Annotated in this window: 28 protein-coding genes and 1 pseudogene; 17 read left to right on the forward strand and 12 right to left on the reverse strand. The window is 59.0% G+C overall.

Going from position 1 to position 21889, the window contains the following annotated elements; genetic code table 11:
• Positions 1–151: 151 nt before the first annotated feature.
• Together RVM27_RS13915 and RVM27_RS13920 are read right to left on the reverse strand one after the other, a co-directional pair.
• A complete protein-coding gene (locus RVM27_RS13915) occupies positions 152–466 on the reverse strand; it encodes a type II toxin-antitoxin system RelE/ParE family toxin (protein ID WP_044630801.1) in 315 nt (104 codons plus the stop codon).
• 2 nt (positions 467–468) lie between these two features.
• Complete coding sequence (locus tag RVM27_RS13920; protein ID WP_044630802.1) at positions 469–705, reverse strand: addiction module protein; 237 nt, start codon at positions 703–705, stop codon at positions 469–471.
• A gap of 204 nt (positions 706–909) precedes the next feature.
• On the opposite strand from RVM27_RS13920, the gene RVM27_RS13925 reads away from it, so the two are divergent.
• Both RVM27_RS13925 and RVM27_RS13930 read left to right on the forward strand, forming a co-directional pair.
• A complete protein-coding gene (locus tag RVM27_RS13925) occupies positions 910–1152 on the forward strand; it encodes a type II toxin-antitoxin system Phd/YefM family antitoxin (protein ID WP_044627930.1) in 243 nt (80 codons plus the stop codon).
• Positions 1149–1412 (forward strand): Txe/YoeB family addiction module toxin, encoded by a 264-nt coding sequence (locus RVM27_RS13930; protein WP_287807946.1) that lies wholly within the window; start codon positions 1149–1151, stop codon positions 1410–1412. Before RVM27_RS13925 ends, RVM27_RS13930 begins: the two co-directional genes overlap by 4 nt.
• A 7-nt stretch (positions 1413–1419) precedes the next feature.
• Here the strand turns inward: RVM27_RS13930 and RVM27_RS13935 are convergent, their stop codons facing one another.
• A complete protein-coding gene (locus tag RVM27_RS13935) occupies positions 1420–1674 on the reverse strand; it encodes a Txe/YoeB family addiction module toxin (RefSeq protein WP_287807944.1) in 255 nt (84 codons plus the stop codon).
• Positions 1671–1922, reverse strand: a complete 252-nt coding sequence (locus RVM27_RS13940; protein WP_044627927.1) for a type II toxin-antitoxin system Phd/YefM family antitoxin — start codon at positions 1920–1922, stop codon at positions 1671–1673. Before RVM27_RS13940 ends, RVM27_RS13935 begins: the two co-directional genes overlap by 4 nt.
• Before the next feature lie 340 nt (positions 1923–2262).
• On the opposite strand from RVM27_RS13940, the gene RVM27_RS13945 reads away from it, so the two are divergent.
• Positions 2263–3672, forward strand: coding sequence for a glycosyltransferase family protein (locus tag RVM27_RS13945; protein ID WP_498956857.1), 1410 nt, complete (start codon positions 2263–2265; stop codon positions 3670–3672).
• Positions 3673–3682: 10 nt separating this feature from the next.
• On the opposite strand, the gene RVM27_RS13950 is transcribed toward RVM27_RS13945, so the two are convergent.
• From RVM27_RS13950 to RVM27_RS13965, 4 genes are all read right to left on the reverse strand, one after another.
• Positions 3683–4033: a DUF4870 family protein gene (locus tag RVM27_RS13950; RefSeq protein WP_044627925.1), complete on the reverse strand. Its 351-nt coding sequence runs from the start codon at positions 4031–4033 to the stop codon at positions 3683–3685.
• Positions 4034–4045: 12 nt separating this feature from the next.
• Positions 4046–4978 (reverse strand): lysophospholipid acyltransferase family protein, encoded by a 933-nt coding sequence (locus tag RVM27_RS13955; RefSeq protein ID WP_287807940.1) that lies wholly within the window; start codon positions 4976–4978, stop codon positions 4046–4048.
• Between the two features lie 3 nt (positions 4979–4981).
• On the reverse strand, positions 4982–5377 hold the full coding sequence (locus RVM27_RS13960; RefSeq protein ID WP_044627923.1) for a DUF4870 family protein: 396 nt from the start codon (positions 5375–5377) through the stop codon (positions 4982–4984).
• A gap of 120 nt (positions 5378–5497) precedes the next feature.
• Positions 5498–5881 (reverse strand): glyoxalase/bleomycin resistance/extradiol dioxygenase family protein, encoded by a 384-nt coding sequence (locus RVM27_RS13965; protein WP_062373496.1) that lies wholly within the window; start codon positions 5879–5881, stop codon positions 5498–5500.
• Between the two features lie 39 nt (positions 5882–5920).
• Between RVM27_RS13965 and RVM27_RS13970 the strand changes: the two genes are divergently transcribed.
• The 14 genes and pseudogenes from RVM27_RS13970 to RVM27_RS14035 all read left to right on the forward strand — a co-directional run bounded on the left by RVM27_RS13970 (position 5921) and on the right by RVM27_RS14035 (position 19183).
• Positions 5921–6502, forward strand: a complete 582-nt coding sequence (locus RVM27_RS13970; RefSeq protein ID WP_498956858.1) for a class I SAM-dependent methyltransferase — start codon at positions 5921–5923, stop codon at positions 6500–6502.
• Positions 6503–6531: 29 nt separating this feature from the next.
• Positions 6532–7892: pseudogene (locus tag RVM27_RS13975) on the forward strand (IS1380 family transposase).
• Complete coding sequence (locus tag RVM27_RS13980) at positions 7886–8248, forward strand: hypothetical protein (RefSeq protein WP_498956859.1); 363 nt, start codon at positions 7886–7888, stop codon at positions 8246–8248. Before RVM27_RS13975 ends, RVM27_RS13980 begins: the two are co-directional and overlap by 7 nt.
• Before the next feature lie 135 nt (positions 8249–8383).
• The gene (locus tag RVM27_RS13985; RefSeq protein ID WP_498956860.1) at positions 8384–9754 is read left to right on the forward strand and encodes an MFS transporter; all 1371 of its coding nucleotides are present in this window, start codon (positions 8384–8386) and stop codon (positions 9752–9754) included.
• Between the two features lie 114 nt (positions 9755–9868).
• Positions 9869–11665 (forward strand): acyl-CoA dehydrogenase, encoded by a 1797-nt coding sequence (locus tag RVM27_RS13990; protein WP_498956861.1) that lies wholly within the window; start codon positions 9869–9871, stop codon positions 11663–11665.
• Between the two features lie 123 nt (positions 11666–11788).
• Positions 11789–13435 carry an acyl-CoA synthetase gene (locus RVM27_RS13995; RefSeq protein WP_498956862.1) on the forward strand — a complete coding sequence of 549 codons (1647 nt, stop codon included), beginning with the start codon at positions 11789–11791 and terminating at the stop codon, positions 13433–13435.
• Positions 13384–14280, forward strand: coding sequence for a 3-hydroxybutyryl-CoA dehydrogenase (locus RVM27_RS14000; RefSeq protein ID WP_498957782.1), 897 nt, complete (start codon positions 13384–13386; stop codon positions 14278–14280). The genes RVM27_RS13995 and RVM27_RS14000 overlap by 52 nt, the downstream gene beginning before the upstream one ends.
• Before the next feature lie 110 nt (positions 14281–14390).
• Entirely contained in the window at positions 14391–15164 is a 774-nt protein-coding gene (locus RVM27_RS14005; protein ID WP_498956863.1) for a Clp protease/crotonase-like domain-containing protein, read from the forward strand.
• A 115-nt stretch (positions 15165–15279) separates the two neighbouring features.
• Entirely contained in the window at positions 15280–15897 is a 618-nt protein-coding gene (locus tag RVM27_RS14010; RefSeq protein ID WP_498956864.1) for a LysE family translocator, read from the forward strand.
• A 67-nt stretch (positions 15898–15964) separates the two neighbouring features.
• Positions 15965–16663: a glutathione S-transferase family protein gene (locus RVM27_RS14015; RefSeq protein ID WP_498956865.1), complete on the forward strand. Its 699-nt coding sequence runs from the start codon at positions 15965–15967 to the stop codon at positions 16661–16663.
• Between the two features lie 146 nt (positions 16664–16809).
• On the forward strand, positions 16810–17349 hold the full coding sequence (locus RVM27_RS14020; RefSeq protein WP_039176533.1) for a YaeQ family protein: 540 nt from the start codon (positions 16810–16812) through the stop codon (positions 17347–17349).
• A 148-nt stretch (positions 17350–17497) separates the two neighbouring features.
• Positions 17498–18475, forward strand: coding sequence for a lipid A deacylase LpxR family protein (locus RVM27_RS14025; protein WP_144981748.1), 978 nt, complete (start codon positions 17498–17500; stop codon positions 18473–18475).
• A 37-nt stretch (positions 18476–18512) separates the two neighbouring features.
• Positions 18513–18833 (forward strand): hypothetical protein, encoded by a 321-nt coding sequence (locus RVM27_RS14030; protein WP_498956866.1) that lies wholly within the window; start codon positions 18513–18515, stop codon positions 18831–18833.
• Positions 18834–18886: 53 nt separating this feature from the next.
• Positions 18887–19183 (forward strand): DUF6693 family protein, encoded by a 297-nt coding sequence (locus tag RVM27_RS14035; RefSeq protein ID WP_498956867.1) that lies wholly within the window; start codon positions 18887–18889, stop codon positions 19181–19183.
• Positions 19184–19430: 247 nt separating this feature from the next.
• On the opposite strand, the gene RVM27_RS14040 is transcribed toward RVM27_RS14035, so the two are convergent.
• The 4 genes from RVM27_RS14040 to RVM27_RS14055 form a co-directional block, all read right to left on the reverse strand.
• On the reverse strand, positions 19431–19631 hold the full coding sequence (locus tag RVM27_RS14040) for a DUF2798 domain-containing protein (RefSeq protein ID WP_081139096.1): 201 nt from the start codon (positions 19629–19631) through the stop codon (positions 19431–19433).
• 23 nt (positions 19632–19654) lie between these two features.
• A complete protein-coding gene (yghU, locus tag RVM27_RS14045) occupies positions 19655–20515 on the reverse strand; it encodes a thiol:disulfide oxidoreductase (protein ID WP_498956868.1) in 861 nt (286 codons plus the stop codon).
• 183 nt (positions 20516–20698) lie between these two features.
• The gene (locus RVM27_RS14050; protein WP_498956869.1) at positions 20699–21124 is read right to left on the reverse strand and encodes an organic hydroperoxide resistance protein; all 426 of its coding nucleotides are present in this window, start codon (positions 21122–21124) and stop codon (positions 20699–20701) included.
• Positions 21125–21236: 112 nt separating this feature from the next.
• Positions 21237–21686 (reverse strand): MarR family winged helix-turn-helix transcriptional regulator, encoded by a 450-nt coding sequence (locus RVM27_RS14055; protein ID WP_039176513.1) that lies wholly within the window; start codon positions 21684–21686, stop codon positions 21237–21239.
• Between the last annotated feature and the right edge of the window lie 203 nt (positions 21687–21889).

A 21889-nucleotide genomic window follows, 5' to 3' on the forward strand; every position in this document is an offset into this window, starting at 1 on the left:
TGGTCCCACGGAGGCAAGATAAAGGTTCCAGAGTCAGCAGTTACGGCGATAATTCGGGCAGATTAATCAGTTAACCAAGCGGTCAACCGGACCCCAAAAGCGTGCCGATTTTGGTTCCCTCCGTTGCGCTCCGGCGCCGGTTACCTCAGCGTTAGGGCTTACTGCGTCCCAGCCAATAGCCGGGTTTTCGGGAATGGTGAGCAACCGCAATGACTATAGCCTCTTCTGGCAGTTCAATGGCGACTATATCGTATGGGAAGCGCTCCAGAATCAGGCGTCTTGCACCGGTATCGCCGGCTTCTTTGGGGAGAGGTGATAAAGGGAGGAAGTCTTCTTCAATAACGTCGATAGCTGCATCAACAGCAGCGAAAAACTCGGCTCCGAGTCCAGGCTGCTCATATTCATACCATGCTGCTGCCTCTATCGCTTCCTGCGAGGCCTCTTCCAGTATCCTTACCTTTCGCACTGTTACTGGCCCAACCTCGCTCTCATCTTTGATCGAAATTCTTCACGGCTGAGCAGCGTGGCTTTTCCGCTTTTGACATTGGACACACGGCGAACAATTTCATCGTTCCACGCCTGTTCTACCGAGTCGTCACGGGGGCCGTCCAGACTCATTATGAGCTCGCGAGCCAACGCTGCACGTTCCGACTCGGAGAGAGTCGAGATCTGGGAGCGTAGGTGGTCTAATGTTTCGGTAGTCATGGAGCCTCCGCAAATGACGATACGATTATGCTATCCCTATTCAAAGGCCCTAACAAGGCCAGGCACGGCGACGGCTACTACATTCCGGCTTCGCCTACATTCCGTAGCCGCGCATGCTGGCTGGCGTTAGGCAGGGCGCTCGTCTTGACGTACGTACCTAGAGGCGTACACTTGGTGAAAAGTTAAACACGCAAGAGGTGCGTCATGGCCGGAATCACAGCAACTGAGGCGCGCAGCAACCTTTATCGGTTGATTGACGAGACCGCCGAGTCCCACCAACCAATCGTCATTATGGGTAAGCGGAATAAAGCTGTTCTGGTATCCGAAGAAGACTGGTCTGCCATTCAGGAAACACTTTACCTGCTCTCCGTGCCAGGTATGCGGGAGTCTATTCGTGAGGGGATGGATACCCCGGTCGAGGAATGCGATGAGGAGCTGGACTGGTGACATGGAAGTTGGTTTACACCAAGCAAGCCCAGAAAGATGCAAAAAAGTTGGCCTCCAGCGGCCTCAAACCAAAAGCCCAGGAACTGTTAGCGCTAATAGCGGAAGGTCCTTATCGCAAGCCGCCTCCGTTTGAGAAGCTAATTGGTGATCTTGCGGGGGCCTATTCGCGCCGCATTAATATTCAGCATCGCCTGGTCTACCAAGTACTGGAGGACGAGCAAGTGGTGAAAGTCCTCAGACTCTGGAGCCACTACGATTAATGCATAATCAGTAGTGATACCGGAGCTGGGCGATAAGCAAAGCGTCATCAGTGACTTTGTAAACTATTCGGTGTTCTTCGTTGATCCGGCGAGACCAGTACCCGGCGAGGCTGTGTTTGAGGGGCTCTGGTTTGCCAACACCTTCGAACGGTTCTCGTTTGGTCTCTTTGATCAGTTTGTTGATTCGGTTAAGAATCTTTTTGTCGGTTTTCTGCCAGCACAGATAGTCTTCCCAGGCGTTCTCGGAGAAGATGAGTTTCATTCAAGAAGTTCCTTTTCTTGACCACCGCCTTGCTCCAGCTCGGCAACGGATTCCAGCAAACGCCGTGCGTTTTTTGGTGCGCGCAGAAGGTATGCAGTCTCTTGCAGCGCCTCGTAGTCCTCTAGGGAGATCATTACCACGGACTGCGACTTGTTCCGGGTGATGATCACAGGGGAATGGTCTTCACAGACCTGCTCCATGGTTTTTGCTAGATTGGTTCTAGCGGCTGTGTAGCTAATGGCATCCATAAGGTTCTCCTGTACAGGATGTTGTACCATGGTCAGGATACCGTACGCAAAAAGATTTAACAATCGGCTGCACAGCGACCGATTTTTCGCCGCTTCGCGGCTCCAAACCGGCGCGTGATCCGGGAGGCGGATAACGGCACCCGGAAGTACCCCTGCTCCAAGCGCTTGGCCCACAGGCAATAACCGGTGGTCGTAAAATACAGCATCTTCATCTGAGTCTTGTGCCGATTGACGAAGACGAAATACTGGCTCGCCCGCAGGATGCGCTGCATATGAGCCAGCTGCGCCACTGGCTGCAGCAAGACTTTGGCCCTTCAGCACCATCACCAAGGACGACACCATGATTCAACCGGTTATTCTGAGCGGTGGCAGAGGCACCCGGCTTTGGCCGCTCTCCCGCGAGCAGATGCCTAAACAGTTTTTGCGCTTAACCGGCGAGCAGAGCCTGCTTCAGCAAACGCTCACCCGCCTTGAGGGCTTAACGACGCTACCGCCGATGCTGATGGGCCACCACTCCCACCGTTTTTTGATGGCTGAACAGCTGCGTGAAGGCCAACAGGAGGGCCAGATTGTACTAGAGCCAGCAGGGCGCAATACCGCCCCGGCGATTGCCTGCGCGGCACTGCTGGCAAGGCAATCGGGCGAAGACCCGCTGCTGCTGGTGTTACCCGCTGACCACGTGATAGGCGATGCGCTAGCGTTTACCGATAGCGTGCAGCGTGCTGAACCGCTCGCGGAGCAGGGCTATTTGGTCACCTTTGGCGTGGTGCCGACGCACCCAGAAACCGGCTACGGCTACATTGCCTGTGGCAATGCGCTGGGGGCAGGGCACCATCTGGAGGCGTTCATCGAAAAACCCGCGCTAGAGCGCGCCAAAGCATTGCTTGAGCAGGGCGATACGCTCTGGAATAGCGGTATGTTCTTGCTGCGAGCCTCCCGCTATTTGGCGGAACTTGAACGGCTTCAGCCAGACATGCTGGCCGCCTGCCAAGAAGCCGTAGCCCGCGCCCACCGTGATTTGGATTTTCTGCGCTTGGACGAGCAGGCGTTCCAGCGCTGCCCCAGCGAATCGATCGATTACGCGGTCATGGAGCACTGCTCCCAGGCTGCCGTGGTGCCTTTGGATGCCCAATGGAGCGATATAGGCAGCTTCGATGCGCTGATGGCGACCCATACGCCTGATGCAGCGGGCAATGTGGTCACCGGGGATGGGGTGTTGAGCGATACTCAGCGCTCGTTAGTGGTAGCGAACCACCGATTGGTGGCCACACTTGGCGTTGAAGACCTGATCGTGGTGGAAACCTCGGACAGTGTACTGGTGGCCCATCGCGACAAGGCGCAGGGCGTTAAGCAGCTCGTCGCGGCGCTGACTCAGGCTGGGCGCAGCGAGCCGCATACCTCGCCGCAGGTACACCGCCCTTGGGGCAGCTTTCAAGCCATGAACAGCGGCGAGCGCTACCAAGTGAAGCATATTACCGTGCGCCCTGGGGCGCGGCTTTCGCTACAGCGCCACCACCACCGCGCCGAGCACTGGGTGGTGGTCAGCGGCACGGCTAAGGTGACGCTGGATGAACGCACGTTTTTGGTCAGCGAGAACCAGTCCACTTACATCCCCATTGGCGCACTGCACCGTTTGGAGAACCCGGGCAAAATCCCGCTGGAGCTGATCGAAGTACAGTCCGGCAGTTACCTGGGCGAGGATGATATCGAGCGGTTGGATGACGTGTACGCTCGCCACAGCGATGAGTAATTGAGCGCACTTACCAGAGCCAGCTACCGGGCCGTGCCGGTGGCTGGCCTTTACGCACCGCCACCCAACCGATAATGCAGCGCACGCCTAGCCATACCACCAGCAGCGGCCAGAGTAGCGTCCCGATAAAGATCAGGCTCAGGGTAAACGTGACGATAAAGTAGAGGCTGCCGATCCAGAACGTGCGGATGAGGTAGCGGTAGTGGGCCTGTAGCCAAGGCGCTGCTTCTTTGCGATAGACATAGGCGATAATCACACCGATCAATAGCGTGACATTAGCCGTGACCAGCCCTGCTAAATAGAGGGCATAAATAATTTGCGTGGGACGCGTATCCTGTTTGGGGAGGTACTGCTCAGTCATGCCCATCCTCACTTAATAGAGACGGAAATCGTTGGCGTTAGGCAGCCCTTGCTGCTCTTCCACCACTTTGCGGTAGCGTTTGTACTCCCACTGATACTGCGCCGGGTCCAGGGCAACGGAGGCTTCAACGCTGGCATTCACGCCGGTAGCTGACTCTGTATCATCAGTGCTATACACCCGCTCGTCAGCATCTAGGAAGTGGATCTCGAAGCCTTTGCCAGGAATACGCAGGGCCACACCGGTGACCACCCGTGCCTGTGTGCGCGCCACCAGCTTGGGTAACAGCGTCGCGGTATAGGAATCGCGGCCATAGAACGGCGCAAACACGCCGCTACCCCAGTCCGGCTCTTGGTCCGGCAAAATACCAATGGCCTCGCTACGTTTCAGCGCTTTGAGCAGCGCCGCCACGCCCCGTGGATTAGTGGGCACGAGCTTTGCCCCCATGCGCTCGCGGCCATGGCGGATAATCGGCTCCAGCTCTGCGATTTTGGGCGGCTCGTACATAGCGGTAAACGGAAAGTGGCTGGAAAGCCAAAAGTTCAGCACTTCCCAGTTTCCAAAGTGAGGAGCAAGCACGATCACGCCGCGCCCCTCGGCCCGGGCGCTATCCAGCTTGTCGCGGCCATGTACCGCTAGAATGCTGGCTTCTACCTTCTCGGGCGGGGCCATCCAGGCGTGGCCGAGTTCCAGCATCGTCGCGGTGGAGTGCTGTAGGCTCTGTTTGGCCAGGGGTTGCCGTTGACTGGCAGGCGCGTCGGGGTAGACCACCTTCAGATTGATCTCGGTTACCTTGCGCTCGCGTTTGCTAAAGCGATACACCTGCGGGCCGACCAGAGCCGCAATGCGCCAGAGCCAGCGCACCGGCCAGCGGGAGAGCGTGCGCCATAGCGTTGCAATGGCACGGGCTTGAAAGCGCGATGCTGGGGGAGTTGCCTGTTCGGTCATGGGTTACAGTAGCCAGCTATCGACATTGGAGGGCGCGCGCTTCTCCTGCAGCCCTTTAAAGCCCTTTACGCAGCGCACGATAAACCACACGACCAGCGCCAACAGCATGGGGAAGCCAACAAGAATCAGGGTAAGCAGCGTAGCGATACTGCCGTAGAGCAGACCAATCCAGAAGGTGCGGATCTGATAGCGGTAGTGCTCATCTAGCCATACTGGACCTTTGCCGCGGTAGACATAAGCAATAATCACGCCGATCAGTGACGTAAAACCCAACACAAAGCTTGCTAGGTAGAGAGCGTAAATCACCATGGCCATGGTGGTGTCTGGGGCGGGGGAGGTCTCTTCCGACGAAGTGTGGTGGTTGACCACTTCGCCTTCCAATGGGGCGTCATCACGCATGGGCGTACCTTTTCTATTCAGTTTAATTCGAGCATCCAGCGGACACCTTTTCTGCACGCTATGATAGCGTGGGCAGTGCGACTTATCACCCGCAGGCCACCCACGCCTATGGTTGAGCGCTTAACGCGCTGCCGGGCGGCAGATTTCCAGCAGGTTGCCGTCGGGGTCGCGCAGGTAAAGCGACTCGATGGGGCCGCTGGCACCCTGGCGGGCCACGGGGCCAAGCTCGACCTCGATGGCCAGTGCATCCAGGTGCTGCTTGAATTCATCCAACGGCAGCTGGCAGCGCAAGCATAAGTCCAGGCTGCCCGGTGTCGGCGTGGCTGAGATCGGCGCGATATCGGTGTCGGTTTGGTGCAAGCGTAGAGCTGTGTCGCCCAGCATCAGGTCAACGCGCTGAGCGTCCCGATAGCGTACATCCAGGCCTAATACACGAGAGTAAAAATCCACTGCGCGACCCATATCGGTCACGGTAACCACAAGATGATCCAGACCTGAGAGCATGCCTCTTTCCTTAATACAAACGTAAAACCAGAGAATACGATGATGCGACGCTGTCCGCTATGCCACGCGCAGGAGTCTGCGCTGTACCACCAAGACCGTCGCCGTGATTACTACCAGTGTGCCACGTGTGCGCTAGTGTTTGTGCCTAGCGAGCAGCATTTAACCGCTGCCGCCGAAAAAGCCGAGTACGACCAGCACCAAAACTCGCCGCAGGATACGGGATATCGGCGCTTTTTGGGGCGTTTATTTAATCCGTTGGCAGCAAAGCTAGCTCCTGGTGCAAGAGGGCTGGATTTTGGCTGCGGCCCTGGGCCAACGCTCTCGGTGATGTTTGAGGAAGCGGGCTTTGATATAGATGTGTATGACATCTTTTACGCGCCCCATGCCGCGAATCTGACTCGCCAGTATGACTTCATTACCGCCACCGAAGTAGTGGAGCACTTGGCGGCACCGGGCGAGGCGCTGAACCAGCGGGTCGCGCAACTGCTACCCGGAGGCTATCTTGGGCTGATGACCAAGCGAGTCACTAGCCAGCAAGCCTTCGCCCGCTGGCACTATCCTGAATCCGTGAGACCGGCCCCCGGAAGCACTTCTAACCCACTGACCTGCATGGCAATATAGCCATTATCGCCATTCACCCAGACAGTGCCATGCCCAACATAAAGTTCCGCGCCAGTTGCCGCACCCTCACCAGCCACGCCGGGCTGTCCATCATCGGGCAATGCTTCGAGATCGCTGGCGTCGACAGCATCGACAGCCGCTTCCCCACCACGCTGGGCATGCGCACCAGTGACGTGATCAAGAGCTACCTGGGCCTGCTGTGTCTGGGCATGAGCGACTATGACGCTGTCGAGAACTTCCGCCGCGACAAGCCCTTCCAACAACTGCTGACCCTGCAGAAGGTGCCGAGCGCGGCGACACTGCGACAGCGGCTGGAAAAACTTGCCGCCAACGACCTGCAGGCGCGCACCGCCACCTGGTCCACGACCCTGCTGTCACTGATCGAAGCACCGATCACCGCCGAGACGACGCACGTCTGCCTGGACATCGACACCTTCGTCATGGACAACAGCAACTCGAAGAAGGAAGGCGTCTCGCGGACCTACCAGAAGGTCGATGGCTACACCCCGATCGCCGCCTATCTGGGCAACGAAGGGTGGTGCCTGGGTCTGGAACTGCGGCCTGGCAAGCAGCACACCATGAAGGAGAGCAACGCCTTCCTGGAGCGGGTACTGCCTCGCGCCCAATGCTTGACCAAGCAACCGATCCTGTTACGCGAGGACAGCGGCTTCGACAGCCAGGCGCACCTGGCGCTTCTCGAACAGCAACGCCAGGTCTTTGCCGACGAGGGGCGCCGGCTCGACTATGTCGTCAAATGGAACCCGCGTGGCTCGGCCACGGCTGATCGAGATACCTGGCTGGCGGTGGCGGCGGACTACTGGGAAGAGCTGCGTCCTGGCAAGCGCCAGGCGCTGTGGTCGCAGACCGTCTCGATCCACGACGACAACAAGACCGAATACGTCGTCCAACGCGTGATGCGCCTGGTAGAGCGCACCGCCGATCGCGATGGCCAGTTGCTGCTCGAACCGGACTATGAGTTGGAAGGCTGGTGGACCAGCCTGGACGAGGCGCCGGAGGCGGTGATCAAACGCTACCAGGCGCATGCCACCCATGAGCAGTTTCACAGCGAGATCAAGACCGATCTCGACCTGGAGCGCTTGCCGTCCGGCAAGTTCGCCACCAACGATCTGATCCTGCATCTCGCCCAGTTGGCCTACAACATCCTGCGCCTGATGGGACAGCTGGGCATGACCGGCGAGCTGAGCCCGGTTCGCCACCCGCCAAGCGGCGCCGGCTGCGCACCGTGCTACAAGAGCTGGTGCACCGTGCGGCTCTCGTGATTCACAAGGCACGGCAGATCATCCTCGACTTCGGGCAGGATATCGGGCGCATGACGGTGCTCAAGACGCTGCGGAGCCGAGTGCGTTATCCACGAGGAACGCCATGCTGACCGTCAATCGGCGACACTCTATCCACAAGCAGTTCCAAGCGACACGCGATCGCCAGATATGTCGTGCCTGGCGGGTGGAAAGGCATGACAAAACGGGCCGTCAGCACCGATCAGCACGGTGGGTTTTGGCAATAACGGGCTTGCGAAAGCCAACTTGCACGGGGCGAATGATCAAAAAGTGCTCGCTGGCGGTGATAGGGAAAGTGTCGGCGCCGGCTTCACGGATTCAGGACTATATTAACGACCCAACCCACGTCTGCTTTTTTAGTGAAGCGACCTTCCGCTGGTGGGCGGCTGAACAGGGTTTAACAGTCGAATTTACTGGCAACGACGTGGTAATTTTTAGAAAACACTAATCTGCTTGCTATAAGGGCGAAAAAGCATTGACTTTGCGCCTATGGAAGCAATAATTGCGCGCCCGTTTTCTTGCCTGTTTGATGTGATGGCGTGTTAACGGCAACGATTCATCCATTGAGCAAGGTGAGGTACGCATGTCGCGGCAACTGCTGGCCATGGCGTTAGCGCCCCTACTAGGGCTGTTTATTCTTGGGATTGGCAATGGCTTTCTCGCCACGCTGATTACCGTGCGCTTAGACGCAGCAGGTGAATCGGCGACGGTGATCGGGATTGTCTCGTCAGCCTATTTCATCGGCCTAGCCCTGGGTGCCATGTTCAATGATCGCCTGTTGCTGCGCATTGGCCATATTCGTGCTTACGGCAGTTTTGCATCGCTGGTGGCCGTCACCGTGCTGTTGCAGGGGTTGTTCTTCGACCCTTGGGCGTGGTTTGCCCTGCGCCTGGTGGGCGGTTGGGCCACGGTAGGCGTCTATCTGGTCATCGAGAGCTGGCTGTTGACCGCGGGCGACCAGAAAGTGCGTGGCCGCCTGCTGGCACTGTACATGATCGCGCTCTATGCCGCGGGCGTACTGGGCCAGCTGATGCTGGGCGTGACCAGCGCCATGGGTGACACCGCGCCCTTCATGGTGATCGGCCTGCTGGCGTCGCTCTCGGTACTGCCGATGGCCATGATCCCCCGCGTATCGCCGCTCATCGAACACGCCGAGCCGCTACCCCCGCACCGGCTGATCACCATGACCCCCACCGGTGTGATGGGCAGCCTGGGGTCGGGTATGGTGGTGGCGGCGGCTTATACGCTGCTGCCGCTCTATCTCCAGCGTATCGGCATGAGTGTCAATCAGGTGGGGCAACTGATGGCGGTGGTGATTCTTGGCGCCATGCTGCTGCAATACCCCATTGGCCGCTGGTCGGACCGCCATGACCGCCAGATGGTGCTGATCGGCATCAGCGCGTTCTGCGTGGTGATCTCGGCAGCCATGCTCTGGCTACCGCTCTCTACTCCTTTGTTGGTCGCGCTGCTGTTCCTGCTGGGTGGGGGCGTATTTGCGCTTTACCCGGTGGCCGTGAGCCACGCCGCCGACCGTGCGCCCGCAGGGGCGCTGGTGCGCATGAGCCAGGGCCTGTTGCTGATCAACTCCATCGGGGCCACCATCAGCCCGCTGATGATTTCGCCAGTGATGACTGCCATGGGGGATGCCGGACTGTTCTGGGCCTTTGGCTCGCTCAGCCTGTTCTTCGTGCTGTTCTTCACGTGGCGCCGCAGCGTGCGCCCGGCCCCGGTCCCCGTGGCGCCGTTTACCGCTACGGCGCCCATGACCGCTGCCGGTGCTGAACTGGTGGTCACCGAAGAGCTGGTGCAGGGGGCGCTTGAGCATGAGCATCTGGAAGACCTTTCCGATGTGGTACCGGAAGTAGAGGTCGCCGAGCCGGTAGTGGGGCCGCCCCAGGAAGACGAAAGCCACATCACTTATTACGACGACGTAGAAACCGAGGTGCGCAAATAAACCGCTGAAGCGGCTATCAGGTGAGACCTTGGGCTAATGGTGCGCTGGAAGTAGTGAAACTACTATCGACGATAGTGTTTTTACTATTTCGCCGTATTTGCCCGAGGTTTTGCTATGAATGACTACGCCGCGCCGGTCCGCGATCTGCGCTTTGTGCTGGAAGAGATGCTGGCGCACCGCTCCCTGGCGCTGCCTGGGTTTGAAGAAGCCACGCCGGATCTCGTTGAAGCCGTGCTGGAAGAAGCTGCGAAGCTGGCAGGTGACGTCTGGGGGCCGCTCAATAGTACGGGAGACCGTCAGGGAGCCCAGCGTCACACCGATGGCAGCGTGACCACCCCCGAAGGCTTCGCGGCGGCTTACCTGGCGTATGTGGAGGGTGGCTGGAACGGCATTGGCGTGTCCGAAGCACTGGGCGGTCAGAACCTGCCCGAAGTGGTGGCCAGTGCGGTACAGGAGATGCTCCACGGCGCGAACATGGCGTTAGGGCTGTGCCCGATGCTCACCGCCGGTGCCATCGAGGCGCTGGCCCATCACGGCAGCGATGCCTTAAAAGCGACCTACCTGCCCAAACTGGTCGAGGGCTCCTGGACCGGCACCATGAACCTCACCGAACCCCAGGCGGGGTCGGACCTTTCCAAGGTGCGTACCAAAGCCGTTCCAGAAGGCGATCACTACCGCATCAGCGGTCAAAAGATCTACATCACCTGGGGCGAGCACGACGCTGCCGACAACATCATTCACCTCGTTCTTGCCCGTAAGCCCGATGCCCCGGAAGGCAATAAGGGTATCTCTCTCTTTTTGGTGCCTAAGTTCCTGGTCAACGACGATGGCTCGCTGGGCGAGCGTAACGATGTCACCTGCGCCTCCATCGAGCACAAGCTCGGCATTCACGGGTCGCCCACCTGTACTCTCAGCTTTGGTGAAAACGGCGGAGCCGTGGGCTATCTGGTGGGGGAGGAGGGGCGCGGGCTCAACCATATGTTCACCATGATGAACGAGGCACGTCATAAGGTCGGTATTCAGGGCATTGGCGTGGCCGAGCGCGCCTGCCAGCACGCGTTTGCCTACGCCAATGACCGCACCCAGGGGCGTTCACCCAAGCAGCGTGGCGGCAGCGACTGCACCATCAGCGACCACTTCGATGTGCGCCGTATGCTGCTGTCCATGCGTGCCCGTACCGATGCGCTGCGTGCGCTGGCCCTCTACTGCGCTGGCCAGCTGGATGTTGCCCGTCATGCGGCCGATGACGCCGAGCGCCAGTCGGCCCAGGCCTGTGTGGATGTACTGATTCCTATCGTCAAGAGCTTCTCTACCGACCAGGCCGTGGACATTGCTTCCATGGGGGTTCAGGTGCACGGCGGCATGGGCTATGTGGAAGAGACCGGCGCTGCCCAGCTGCTCCGAGATGCCCGCATCGCGCCCATCTATGAAGGCACCAACGGCATCCAGGCGCTGGACCTGGCAGGCCGCAAACTGCAGCGCGATGGTGGTGCCGCCTTGCTGGCCCTGTTGGCCGAGGTACGCAACACCGCTGACGACCTGGGCAAAAGTACGCGGCTGAATGCCATGGGGCCGCTGCTGAGCGATGCCGCTGACGACCTCCAGGCCGCCATGGAGATCGTGCTGGAGCAGGGTAGCCACCCTGAACAGGGGCCGGATGCCGTGCAAGCCTACGCCACGCCTCTCTTGAACCTGGCGGGCCATGTGCTGTGCGCCTGGCAGATGGGCCAGGCGGCGCTGCATGCCCAGCAAGCCATTACCCAAGGCAGCGACGACCCGTTCTATCGCACCAAGCTGTGCAGCGCCGAATTCGTCATCCACCAGTGGCTGCCGGTCGGGCGTGCCCAGCGCGCGGTGATCGAGGCCGGCATGCAGTGTTTTAGCCAATTTGACAGCCGCGTCGCCTACTGAGCCCACTGCCGCCGCCTTTCAGGCGGCGGTGTTCATCAGGCATCGCCCATGGCGAGCGTCGCGCCCAATAAAACCCTCAGTCATAAAACCTTCAATAATAAAACCAAGAGTGCAAAACCGATCATGACCTCCATCTTTGAACAAGATCTACCCCCCACACCGGCCAATCACGTGGCGCTTTCCCCTCTAACGTTCATCGAGCGTTCGGCGGCGGTGTATCCCGATTACCCGGCAGTGGTGCATGGCCAGACGCGCCGCACCTGGGCAGAGACCTGGGCACGCTGCCGTAGGCTCGCATCCGCGCTGGAAAAACGCGGTATTCAGCCGGGCCAGACAGTGGCGGCCATGCTGCCCAATGTACCCGCAATGTTCGAGGCCCACTTCGGTGTGCCGCTGGCGGGCTGCGTGCTGAATACGCTGAATATCCGCCTCGATGCCGATGCCATCCGCTATATGCTGGCCCATGGCGAAGCCAGGGCGATTCTGGTGGATCCTGAGTTTGCCGAGGTGATTCAAGCGGCGGTGGCCACGTTGGAGAGCAAGCCGCTGATCATCGACGTGGCCGACCCGGAGTTTTTGGGTGAGACCCAAGGCATTGGCGAGCTGGAGTACGAGGCGCTGCTGGCCGAGGGCGACCCGGAGTACGCTTATCAACTGCCCAGCGACGAGTGGCAGGCGATTTCATTGAATTACACGTCTGGGACCACGGGCAAACCCAAAGGGGTGGTGTATCACCATCGCGGTGCCTACCTGAACGCGGTGAGCAACATTCTCGAGTGGGCGATGCCACACCATCCTGTCTACCTGTGGACGCTACCCATGTTCCACTGCAACGGCTGGTGCTTCCCCTGGACCATTGCCGCCAATGCAGGCGTCAGCGTTTGCTTACGCAAGGTAGACCCCAAACGCATTACCGATTTGATCGCTGAAGAGGGCGTCACTCACTTTAGCGGTGCGCCAATCGTGCTCAATGGGCTGGTGAACCTGCCCGCCGAACAGAAGCGGGTGTTCGATCATCCGGTGAAGGTGACCACCGCCGGTGCCGCGCCACCCGCCTCGGTGATAGCCGGGGTAGAAAAGCTGGGCATTGAAGTGACCCACGTTTATGGCCTGACGGAAGTGTATGGCCCGGTCACGGTATGTGCCTGGCACGCGGCCTGGGACGAACTGCCGCTGGAGTCGCGGGCCAAACTCAAGTCACGCCAGGGCGTGCGCTACCACATGCTGGAAGCGCTCTGCGTCGCCGATCCGGTCACGCTGGAACCCGTTGCCAAGGATGGCCAAACCATCGGCGAAATCCTGATGCGCGGTAATAACGTGATGAAGGGATATCTCAAAAACGCCGAGGCCACGGAAAAAGCGTTGGAGGGCGGCTGGTACCACACGGGCGATTTGGCGGTATGGCACGCCGACGGCTATATCGAGATTAAAGACCGCTCGAAAGATATCATCATCTCCGGCGGTGAAAATATCTCCACCATCGAAGTGGAAGATGCCATTTACAGCCATCCGGCGGTTGAAGAGGCGGCGGTCGTCGCGAAGCCGGACGAAAAGTGGGGCGAAACGCCCTGTGCGTTTGTTAAGTTAAAAATTGGCTACGGCGAGGTCACCGAGGCGGATATTATCGCCCACTGCCGTAAGCATCTCGCGAGCTTTAAAGTGCCGAAAACGGTGGTTTTTAGCGAACTGCCCAAAACGTCCACGGGCAAAATTCAAAAATTCGTGCTGCGCGAAGAAGCCAGACAGCACCAGTCAGGGGAACAGCAATGAGCGAACAGCGGATTGGCGTGGTAGGCGCAGGCACCATGGGGCAGGGGATTGCTCAAGTGGTGGCCGCGAGTGGCTTTAACGTGAGGCTCTACGATGTCGCCGATGAGCAGCTCACCCGCGCCAAAAATGCAATTGATAAAGGGCTCGAGAAGCTCGTTGCCAAAGAGAAGATGACGGCAGAGGGCAAGCAGGAAGCGCTGGCTCGGCTTTCGACCACCACGGCGCTGGATGCGCTCAGCGACTGCAGCGTGATTATCGAGGCAGCCCCTGAACAGTCTGCGCTGAAAGAGAAGCTGTTTCGGGATCTTAGCCATTTGAGCAGCGACGCTATTCTGGCGTCGAACACGTCGTCTCTATCACTGACTCGGCTGGCGGCGGTCTGCGAGCGCCCTGAGCGGGTGGTAGGCATGCACTTCTTCAACCCGGTGCCGGTACTCAAGTTGGTCGAGGTGATCCGCGCCGAGCAGACTTCGGATGCCACCGTAGAGCGCATCGAAGCGCTGACCAAGGCGCTGGGCAAAACCGCTGTGCCGGTGGGCGATGCGCCGGGCTTTGCCGTGAATCGTTTGCTGGTGCCGATGATCAATGAGGCCGCGTTTATCGTGCAGGAAGGCACCGCCACGCCGGAAGCCATCGATGACGCCATGAAACTGGGTGCCGCCCACCCCATGGGGCCGCTGGCGCTGGCGGATTTGATTGGCCTGGATGTGTGCTTGGCGATCATGGAGGTGCTGCAGGAAGGTTTTGGCGATCCCAAGTACCGCCCCTGCCCGCTGCTCAAGCGCATGGTGGCCGCAGGCTATCTGGGCCGCAAGAGTGGCCGTGGGTTCTATATCTACGAATAGCAGGCTGCGAGCTTAGGGGGGCGACAAAAGAAGTGATTGCCACCCAACCAAGCGTTCGCTAGGGTTGAGTGGTAACCACTTCTACGCGCAATAACAATTAAGGAGCCGCCATGAGCGACGCAGTGATCGAGAAGGTTGATAACGATGGCGTGGTACGCCTAACCATTAATCGTCCCAAAGCCTTGAACGCGCTGAACAGCGAAGTGCTCAGCGCTTTGGAAGCGCATTTAGTCGAGCTTGAAGCGCACCCCAACCTGCGGGCGGTATTGATTACCGGCGCTGGGGAAAAATCCTTTGTGGCCGGGGCAGATATCACCGAAATGCGAGATAAAACCCCCGAAGAGGCCCGCGCATTTGCCAGCCAGGCACTGCGTACCATCAAGCGACTTGAAACACTGCCCGTGCCGGTGGTCGCGCTGGTGAACGGGTTTTGCCTTGGCGGCGGCTGCGAACTGGCGCTGGCCTGCGACTGGGCCGTCGCCAGCGATAACGCTGTCTTCGGCCAGCCGGAAGTCTTGTTAGGCGTCATTCCCGGCTTTGGCGGCACCCAGCGTTTGCCGCGCCGAGTCGGTCCCGCCATGGCCATCGACCTGGTGACGACCGGGCGCAAGATCGATGCCCAGGAAGCGCTGCGCATCGGCCTCGTCAACCGGGTAATGCCCCAGACCGAGCTTGAGAGCTATGTTGAAGAGCTTACCAAGCAGCTGAAGGGTAACGGGCCGCAGTCGGTGCGCGGCGCCAAGCAGGCCGTGCATGACGGCATGGATCAGGACCTCGATAGCGCCCTGGCCCTGGAAACCAGCCTGTTCGCCTTCTGCTTTGCAGGCCAGGAGCAGAAAGAGGGCATGAGCGCGTTTGTCGAGAAGCGCAAACCCAATTTCTAAGCTCTTTTTTCTAAGCTCTCTTTTTTCGAGTTTTACTTATTTGAGGGGTGGCGCATGCGTCATCCCTTATTTTATTCTCAGGTTTACTATTTCTTACTATGCCGGAGTCACCGCGATGCAGTGGGCCGCTTTTGTGGTTGCCGCGCTGGGGTTTGCCTACTTGCCTGGGCCTGCGATGCTGTATACCGCCGCGCAAACCCTGGGGCGTGGCCGACGCGCAGGCTGGCTGGCGGTGGCGGGAGTGCATCTAGGCTGCTACGTGCATGTAATGGCGGCCGCGCTTGGCCTAGCCCTGCTGTTTGCCGCCATTCCGCCTGCGTATCTCGCCATGAAGATCATCGGTGGGCTCTATCTGCTCTGGATGGGTGTGCGCTTGTGGCGGCAGGGTATTCGCACGAGTGGCGATGAGCTGCCGTTGGCCACCACCCGGCGGGTGCTGCGCGATAGTTTCCTGGTAGAAGTGCTCAACCCCAAAACGGCGCTGTTCTTCGTGGCGTTCCTGCCCCAGTTCGTGCAGCCCGACAGCGCTCTGCCGGTGGCATGGCAACTGCTGTGGCTGGGGGTAGCCACCAACGTACTGTTTTCGTCGGCGGACGTGGTCGTGGTGTTGCTGGCCAGCCCGCTGCGCGCTTGGCTGCAAAAGTCCAATAGCTCCACCCGTTGGGTTCAGCGGATGGGCGGCGGCGTACTGATGGGGCTGGGCGGGAATACGCTGGTCCAGGCGGCTCGCTAAAACGATCACTCGCAAGGCTATCAATCGCTAAAGCGATCAATGACGTGTTCAGCACAAGGAGCGCACCATGCTTGATCTGTATATCGCCAATAAGAACTACTCTTCCTGGTCGCTGCGCCCTTGGGTGCTGCTGAAAACGCTGGAGATCCCCTTCAACGAGCATCTGATGCCGTTCGAAGGGGGCTTTGGGGAGAGCCACGCGACCTTCAAGCGTTTTTCTCCTTCGGGGCTGGTGCCGTGCCTGGTCGATCGCGAACACGAGGTGGCCGTGTGGGACTCGCTGGCGATTGTCGAGTACGTGGCCGAAGCGCATCCTGACGTATGGCCACAGCAGCTTGCCGCACGGGCCTGGGCACGCTCCGCCAGTGCCGAGATGCATAGCGGCTTTGCAGCGCTGCGCGATGAGTGTTCGATGAACTGTGGTGTACGGGTAGCGATGAACGCGATGTCCCCTGGGCTGAAAAGCAACCTGGCCCGGCTGGATGTGCTATGGCAGGAGGGGCTTGAGCGTTTTGGTGGCCCTTTTCTGGCGGGTGAGCACTTTACCGCCGTGGACGCGTTTTATGCCCCGGTGGCGTTTCGCGTGCAAACCTTTGGCCTTCCGCTGGGAGATGTCTCGCTGGCCTACGTGCAGCGCCTGTTGGCTCTGCCTGCCATGCAGGCGTGGTATGCGGCGGCGCTGAAAGAGACCTGGCGGGAGCCCATGCATGAACAAGAGACCCTGAAACAGGCCACGCTGCTGAGCGACGAGCGGGCGACCGCCTAGTACTTTAAAGAAAGTGCTGTACAGAAAGTACCGTGCAGGAAGTACTGTGCAGGAAGTGCCGGGCTGGAGGGAGGACGGCGCGGAGAGGGCGTAAATCCGCTACACTGACGCCTCTAATATTTCGCAACACGATTGAGAGTCATCAGATGGCGCTAAGTGCTACCCCCTACAAAGTGGATGTGAACCTGACCGACCTGGACCGCAATGTCTACGAAACGCTGCGGTTCACGGTGGCGCGCCACCCTTCCGAAACCGAAGAGCGCCTGTGCACACGGCTGATCGCTTACCTGCTGTGGTACAGCGAAGCGCTGGCCTTTGGACGCGGGCTCTCGGACGTGGACGAGCCAGCCTTGTGGGAGAAGAGCCTGGACGGGCGAGTGCTACACTGGATTGAAGTAGGGCTTCCCGATGCTGAACGCATGACCTGGTGTTCTCGGCGTGCCGAGCGGGTTTCCCTGCTGGCCTATGGCCGTGTCGACCTGTGGGAGAGCAAAGTGCTGCCTGCGGTCGCATCGCTGAAGAACGTTCACGTGGCCGGGTTACCCGCCGATGCGCTGTCTACGGTGGCGACGAACTTGCCCAGGGCCATCAACTGGGCCGTGATGATCAGTGATGGTGCGCTGTTCATTACCGATGAGAACGGCCAGCACGAAATCACCCCTGAATGGCTGCTGCGCGAACGCTGATCGAGGGTATTGGCGGTGAGGGATGACCGCCAGACTCCGCGCAAGTGGAAACAGCGTTGAGCGAGCCATAGGCGACTATAAAAGTAGCTTGCTATCTTTTTGCAAGATTACATACAATCAGCAATGTTTGTTACTCAAGGAACGAGCCATGAAACCCTTTGCTGTATTACGTGCCCTGGTATTGCCGTTTAGCCTGCTGCCTGCGCTAGCCATGGCCAGCGACAGCGCCTTGACCCTCAAGCTCGAAAACGATGGCCTGGCCAGCAGTGATGACGGCCACTTCACCAGTGGCTTCGAGCTGAACTGGATGACGACGCCCTCCGAACAGAACTGGCTGCAGCGGCTTGCCGTGGCGTTGCCAACGGGGTTGATGGGGCAGGCTGACCGGGTGGCGTATCGCTTCGTGCACCAGATTTATACGCCCGATAACATCGAACGGCGCTCCCTGATCGAAGATGACCGCCCCTATGCAGGGCTGGTATACGGCGGTGTGTCGCTATATGAAGATGTGCCGGTGGGGCAGTGGCAGCGGGCCACCGATCTGCACCTCGATGTGGGCTTGGTGGGGCCCTCTTCCTTGGCTGACAGTATCCAGCGTGAGGTACACCGCGTCACCAATAGCGACCGCCCGCGGGGGTGGCGTAATCAGCTGGGTGACGAAGCGCTGATCAATCTGACGCTGCGCCGCCAGTGGTGGCATGACACCCCGCTGGCGGGCAAACAGTTTGCTCACGGCCCCAGTGTCGGGGCGGCATTAGGCAACCTGTACACCTACGCCAGCGCTGGCTACAGCGTGCGCTGGGGAGACGACGCTCAAGGCATTCCTACCCTGACCCCCAACCCCGGTACGCGCCATCTGATGAGCGAGAGCCGTGGCTGGCAGTGGTATCTGTTTGCCAGCGTCGAAGGCTATTACATGGCCCATAATCTGACCTTGGACGGTAATACCGTGCGCGATAGCCATTCGGTAGACCGCAAGGAGTGGGTCGCCGATGCCTCAACGGGCTTGGCGCTGGCCTGGGAAGACTGGCAGGTGACCTACGCCGTCGTACAGCGCACCCGCGAGTTCGAAGGGCAGGATGAGCAGGATGTGTTTGGCGCCATGACGCTGACCAAGCGTTTCTAGTGCAGTAGGCCGATGCGCAAACGACCGAGAGGGCAGCATGAGCAGCAAGTACCCACAGACACCGGATGGACGCTACTTCGTTGCCAAGAACCGGCTGTGGCGCTGCACCGATCCGCGTCTCTCGGAAGACACCCGGCGTCTTCATGTCAAGGCGTTGATGAAGGCGCGGCGTGCGGTGCGCAGTGCCCAACAGCATGACGATGAGCACGCGCTTCGCCAGGCACGTCAGGCCGTGCAGGAAGCCAAGGAAGCACTGGGTGAGCGGGGGCCTGTCTGGTGGCAGGATGGAGCACCGGACGAAGGCGGTCTCGCTCCCCAAAACAGCTCCTATGCCGACTGGTGGGCCTCGCACTCCTGAATCCCGGCGTGTAGTAATCTGCACACCACTCTTACTGCATCGATAGGCACCCTGTGACCATCAAAGCCAATCTGTCCATTCTGGATATCGTGGGCCACCTGCTGGTGTGGCTGTTACTGACGATTTTTACGCTGGGGATCGCGCTGTTTTTCTTTCCGTACTCCTTTGCTCGCTTTGTCATCAATCGTACTAGCGTGGTCGACCATGCCAGTGGGGTAGAGCGAAAAATGGTCTGCGATATCAATATCTTCAGCAATATCGGCCATATCATCCTGTGGATGGTGATTTCGTTTCTCACCTTGGGGATTGGCTACATCTTCTATTTTACCGCGTCTGGAACTACGCGTTGAACAACTCACGCGTGCTGTAGTTCTGCTGGTTCCTCCGCCCGCTGCCTGTCAGCGGGCACTCTCTTTCATCGGTGCACGTTACGAAGAGTACATCTCCTGGTGCCGCTATGACGGAGGCGACTGTGGCTACGGTGATCGTCGCAGCGTCACGGCCAACGTACGCTATCAGTTTTGATATACGTGCCGCGTGAGATACGGTGGCATACCACCACATGAACTCGCTACATGAGTTCGCTACATGAACTCGCTACATGAACAACGGGGCCTGCGATGAGCAGGCCCCGTTGCCTTTTTGGGTCTCTTCGTGGGTCGACGCTTTGAGCCAAATCATCACAATCCCATCCACGAGTCCCACGTTATATAGCGTAATCACCAGCGACATGATGCATGACATGAACAGCGCCATGAGGCATGAAAATATCAGCTGGGCGTATTTCGGATCGAACATCGTACGTTTTCCTGATACGCGAATTAACGCTTGTCTTCGGTTTTTTCAGTGAAGTCGCTGGCATCGTGGCGTTCATGAAGCTGCTCACGGGGTTCCCCCCAGGTACGGTTGACCATGCGGCCCCGTTGCACGGCGGGGCGGGCATCGATCTCTTCGGTCCAGCGCAGCACGTGGGTGTAGGTGTGGGCCTCCAGAAATTCGGCTGCCTCATACACACGGTTCTTGACCAGTGCGCCATACCAGGGGTGGATCGCCATGTCGGCAATCGTGTATTCGTCGCCCGCCATATAACGGTTGTCTGCCAGGTGGCGGTCGAGTACGTCCAGTTGGCGCTTCACTTCCATGGTGTAGCGGTCGATAGGGTACTGATACTTTTCCGGCGCATAGGCATAAAAATGCCCAAAGCCGCCGCCCAGCATCGGTGCGCTGCCCATCTGCCAGAACAGCCAGGAAAGGCATTCGGTACGCTTGGCGGGGTCGCTGGGCAGAAAGGCAGCAAATTTTTCGGCCAGATAGAGCAGGATGGCCCCTGACTCGAAGACCCGCTGGAGTGGCTGAACGCTGTGGTCCATCAGTGCCGGGATCTTCGAATTGGGGTTCACCTCCACGAACCCGCTACCAAACTGGTCGCCTTCACCGATCTGAATCAGGTGGGCATCGTACTCGGCGTCGGTGATGCCTTTTTCCAGCAGCTCTTCGAGCATCACGGTGACCTTGACGCCGTTAGGCGTGGCCAGCGAGTAAAGCTGCAGCGGATGCTTGCCGACGGGTAGAGGTTTATCGTGGGTGGCACCTGCGACGGGGCGGTTGATGTTGGCAAATTTGCCACCGTTGCCGGGTTCCCATTGCCATACCTTGGGCGGCGTATAGGTTGGATCGCTCATGAGGTCCTCGCGTTTAGCGGTCATGCGTTGTCGTAGTGAATCGATTGGGGCGCTTGAGCCTGGCTACAAGGGTGTGTCGTTAGCGAGTTAATTAAATGGCAAGGGCAGAACAAAGGCAGCGCTGGCAGAAGGGGGCAGGCTGTTTCTGACCTGCGAAAGACAGGTCAGAGGCGTTTCAAGCATTTACACCAATGTCAGAGTGACGTCGATGTTGCCACGGGTGGCATTGGAGTATGGGCACACGATGTGGGCTTTATCGACCAGCGACTGCGCAACATCTTTTTCCAGGCCCGGCAGGCTGATCTTGAGCTCCACTTCGATGCCAAACCCGGTAGGAATGGCACCAATACCCACGCTGCCATCGATCTGTGTGTCTGCAGGCAGCTTTACCTTCTCCTGGCTGGCAACGTGCTTCAAGGCACCCAGGAAGCAGGCGGAGTAGCCTGCGGCAAACAGCTGTTCCGGGTTGGTGCCAGCACCGCCAGCGCCCCCCAGTTCCTTCGGCGTGCTCAGCTTGGCATCCAGAGCGCCGTCAGAAGACTTGGCGTGGCCTTCGCGGCCGCCAGTAGCGTGGGCATGGGCGCGATAAGCAATGGTTTCGATAGACATGGGCGTCTCCAAGGGTATGAGCGAGTTTGGAAAAAGAGATTTTAATTTAGCGCCATTTTAATTTGCACACAAGATAAATGTGGAGTCACTCAAAAGACAGTGTCATTCGCGTTTACTGGTCCGACTGCAGGCGCTGACGAAGCGCAATCAAGTCGTCTTTCAGCTCACGCAAGGCGTCGGCAGAGTGTTCGCTGGCCTTGATGATGCAGCCCGGAATATGCTGCGCCTGGGCGCGTAGCGCGCGGCCCTTGTCGGTCAGCAACAGCTCGACCACACGCTCATCCTGGGTGCTGCGCTGGCGTTTGATCAACGCCTCGTTTTCCAGCCGTTTGAGCAGCGGAGTGAGCGAACCCGGATCGGTAAGCAAGCGCTTGCTCAATGTACCTACGGTAATCCCATCGTTTTCCCAGAGCACCAGCATGGCCAGGTATTGCGGGTAAGTGAGCCCTAGCTCCTTGAGCAGTGGCTTGTAGGTTTTGGTCATCATCAGCGACGTTGAGTACAGCGCGAAGCAGAGCTGCTGGTCCAGCTCCAGTTCGTTGCAGGGCTCAAGTTCTGTCATGTCTTCTCCGAGGTGTTGACGTGAAAGGTAATGTATCGTGCCCAGCGTCTACTTACTATCTGACTTTTTAGACAAACCCTAGACGTTGGTCGCAAATCACCATATTTGTTTTGACACGCTCAGAGGCCGCCGCTAGCCTTCATACACTCGATGTTACCGGTAACAAACAGCCTCTGGCCTGACACACGTTATCGGCAAGCCAT

It is taken from the genome of Halomonas sp. KM007 (assembly GCF_050709225.1).
GTDB classification, from domain to species: domain Bacteria; phylum Pseudomonadota; class Gammaproteobacteria; order Pseudomonadales; family Halomonadaceae; genus Vreelandella; species Vreelandella hamiltonii.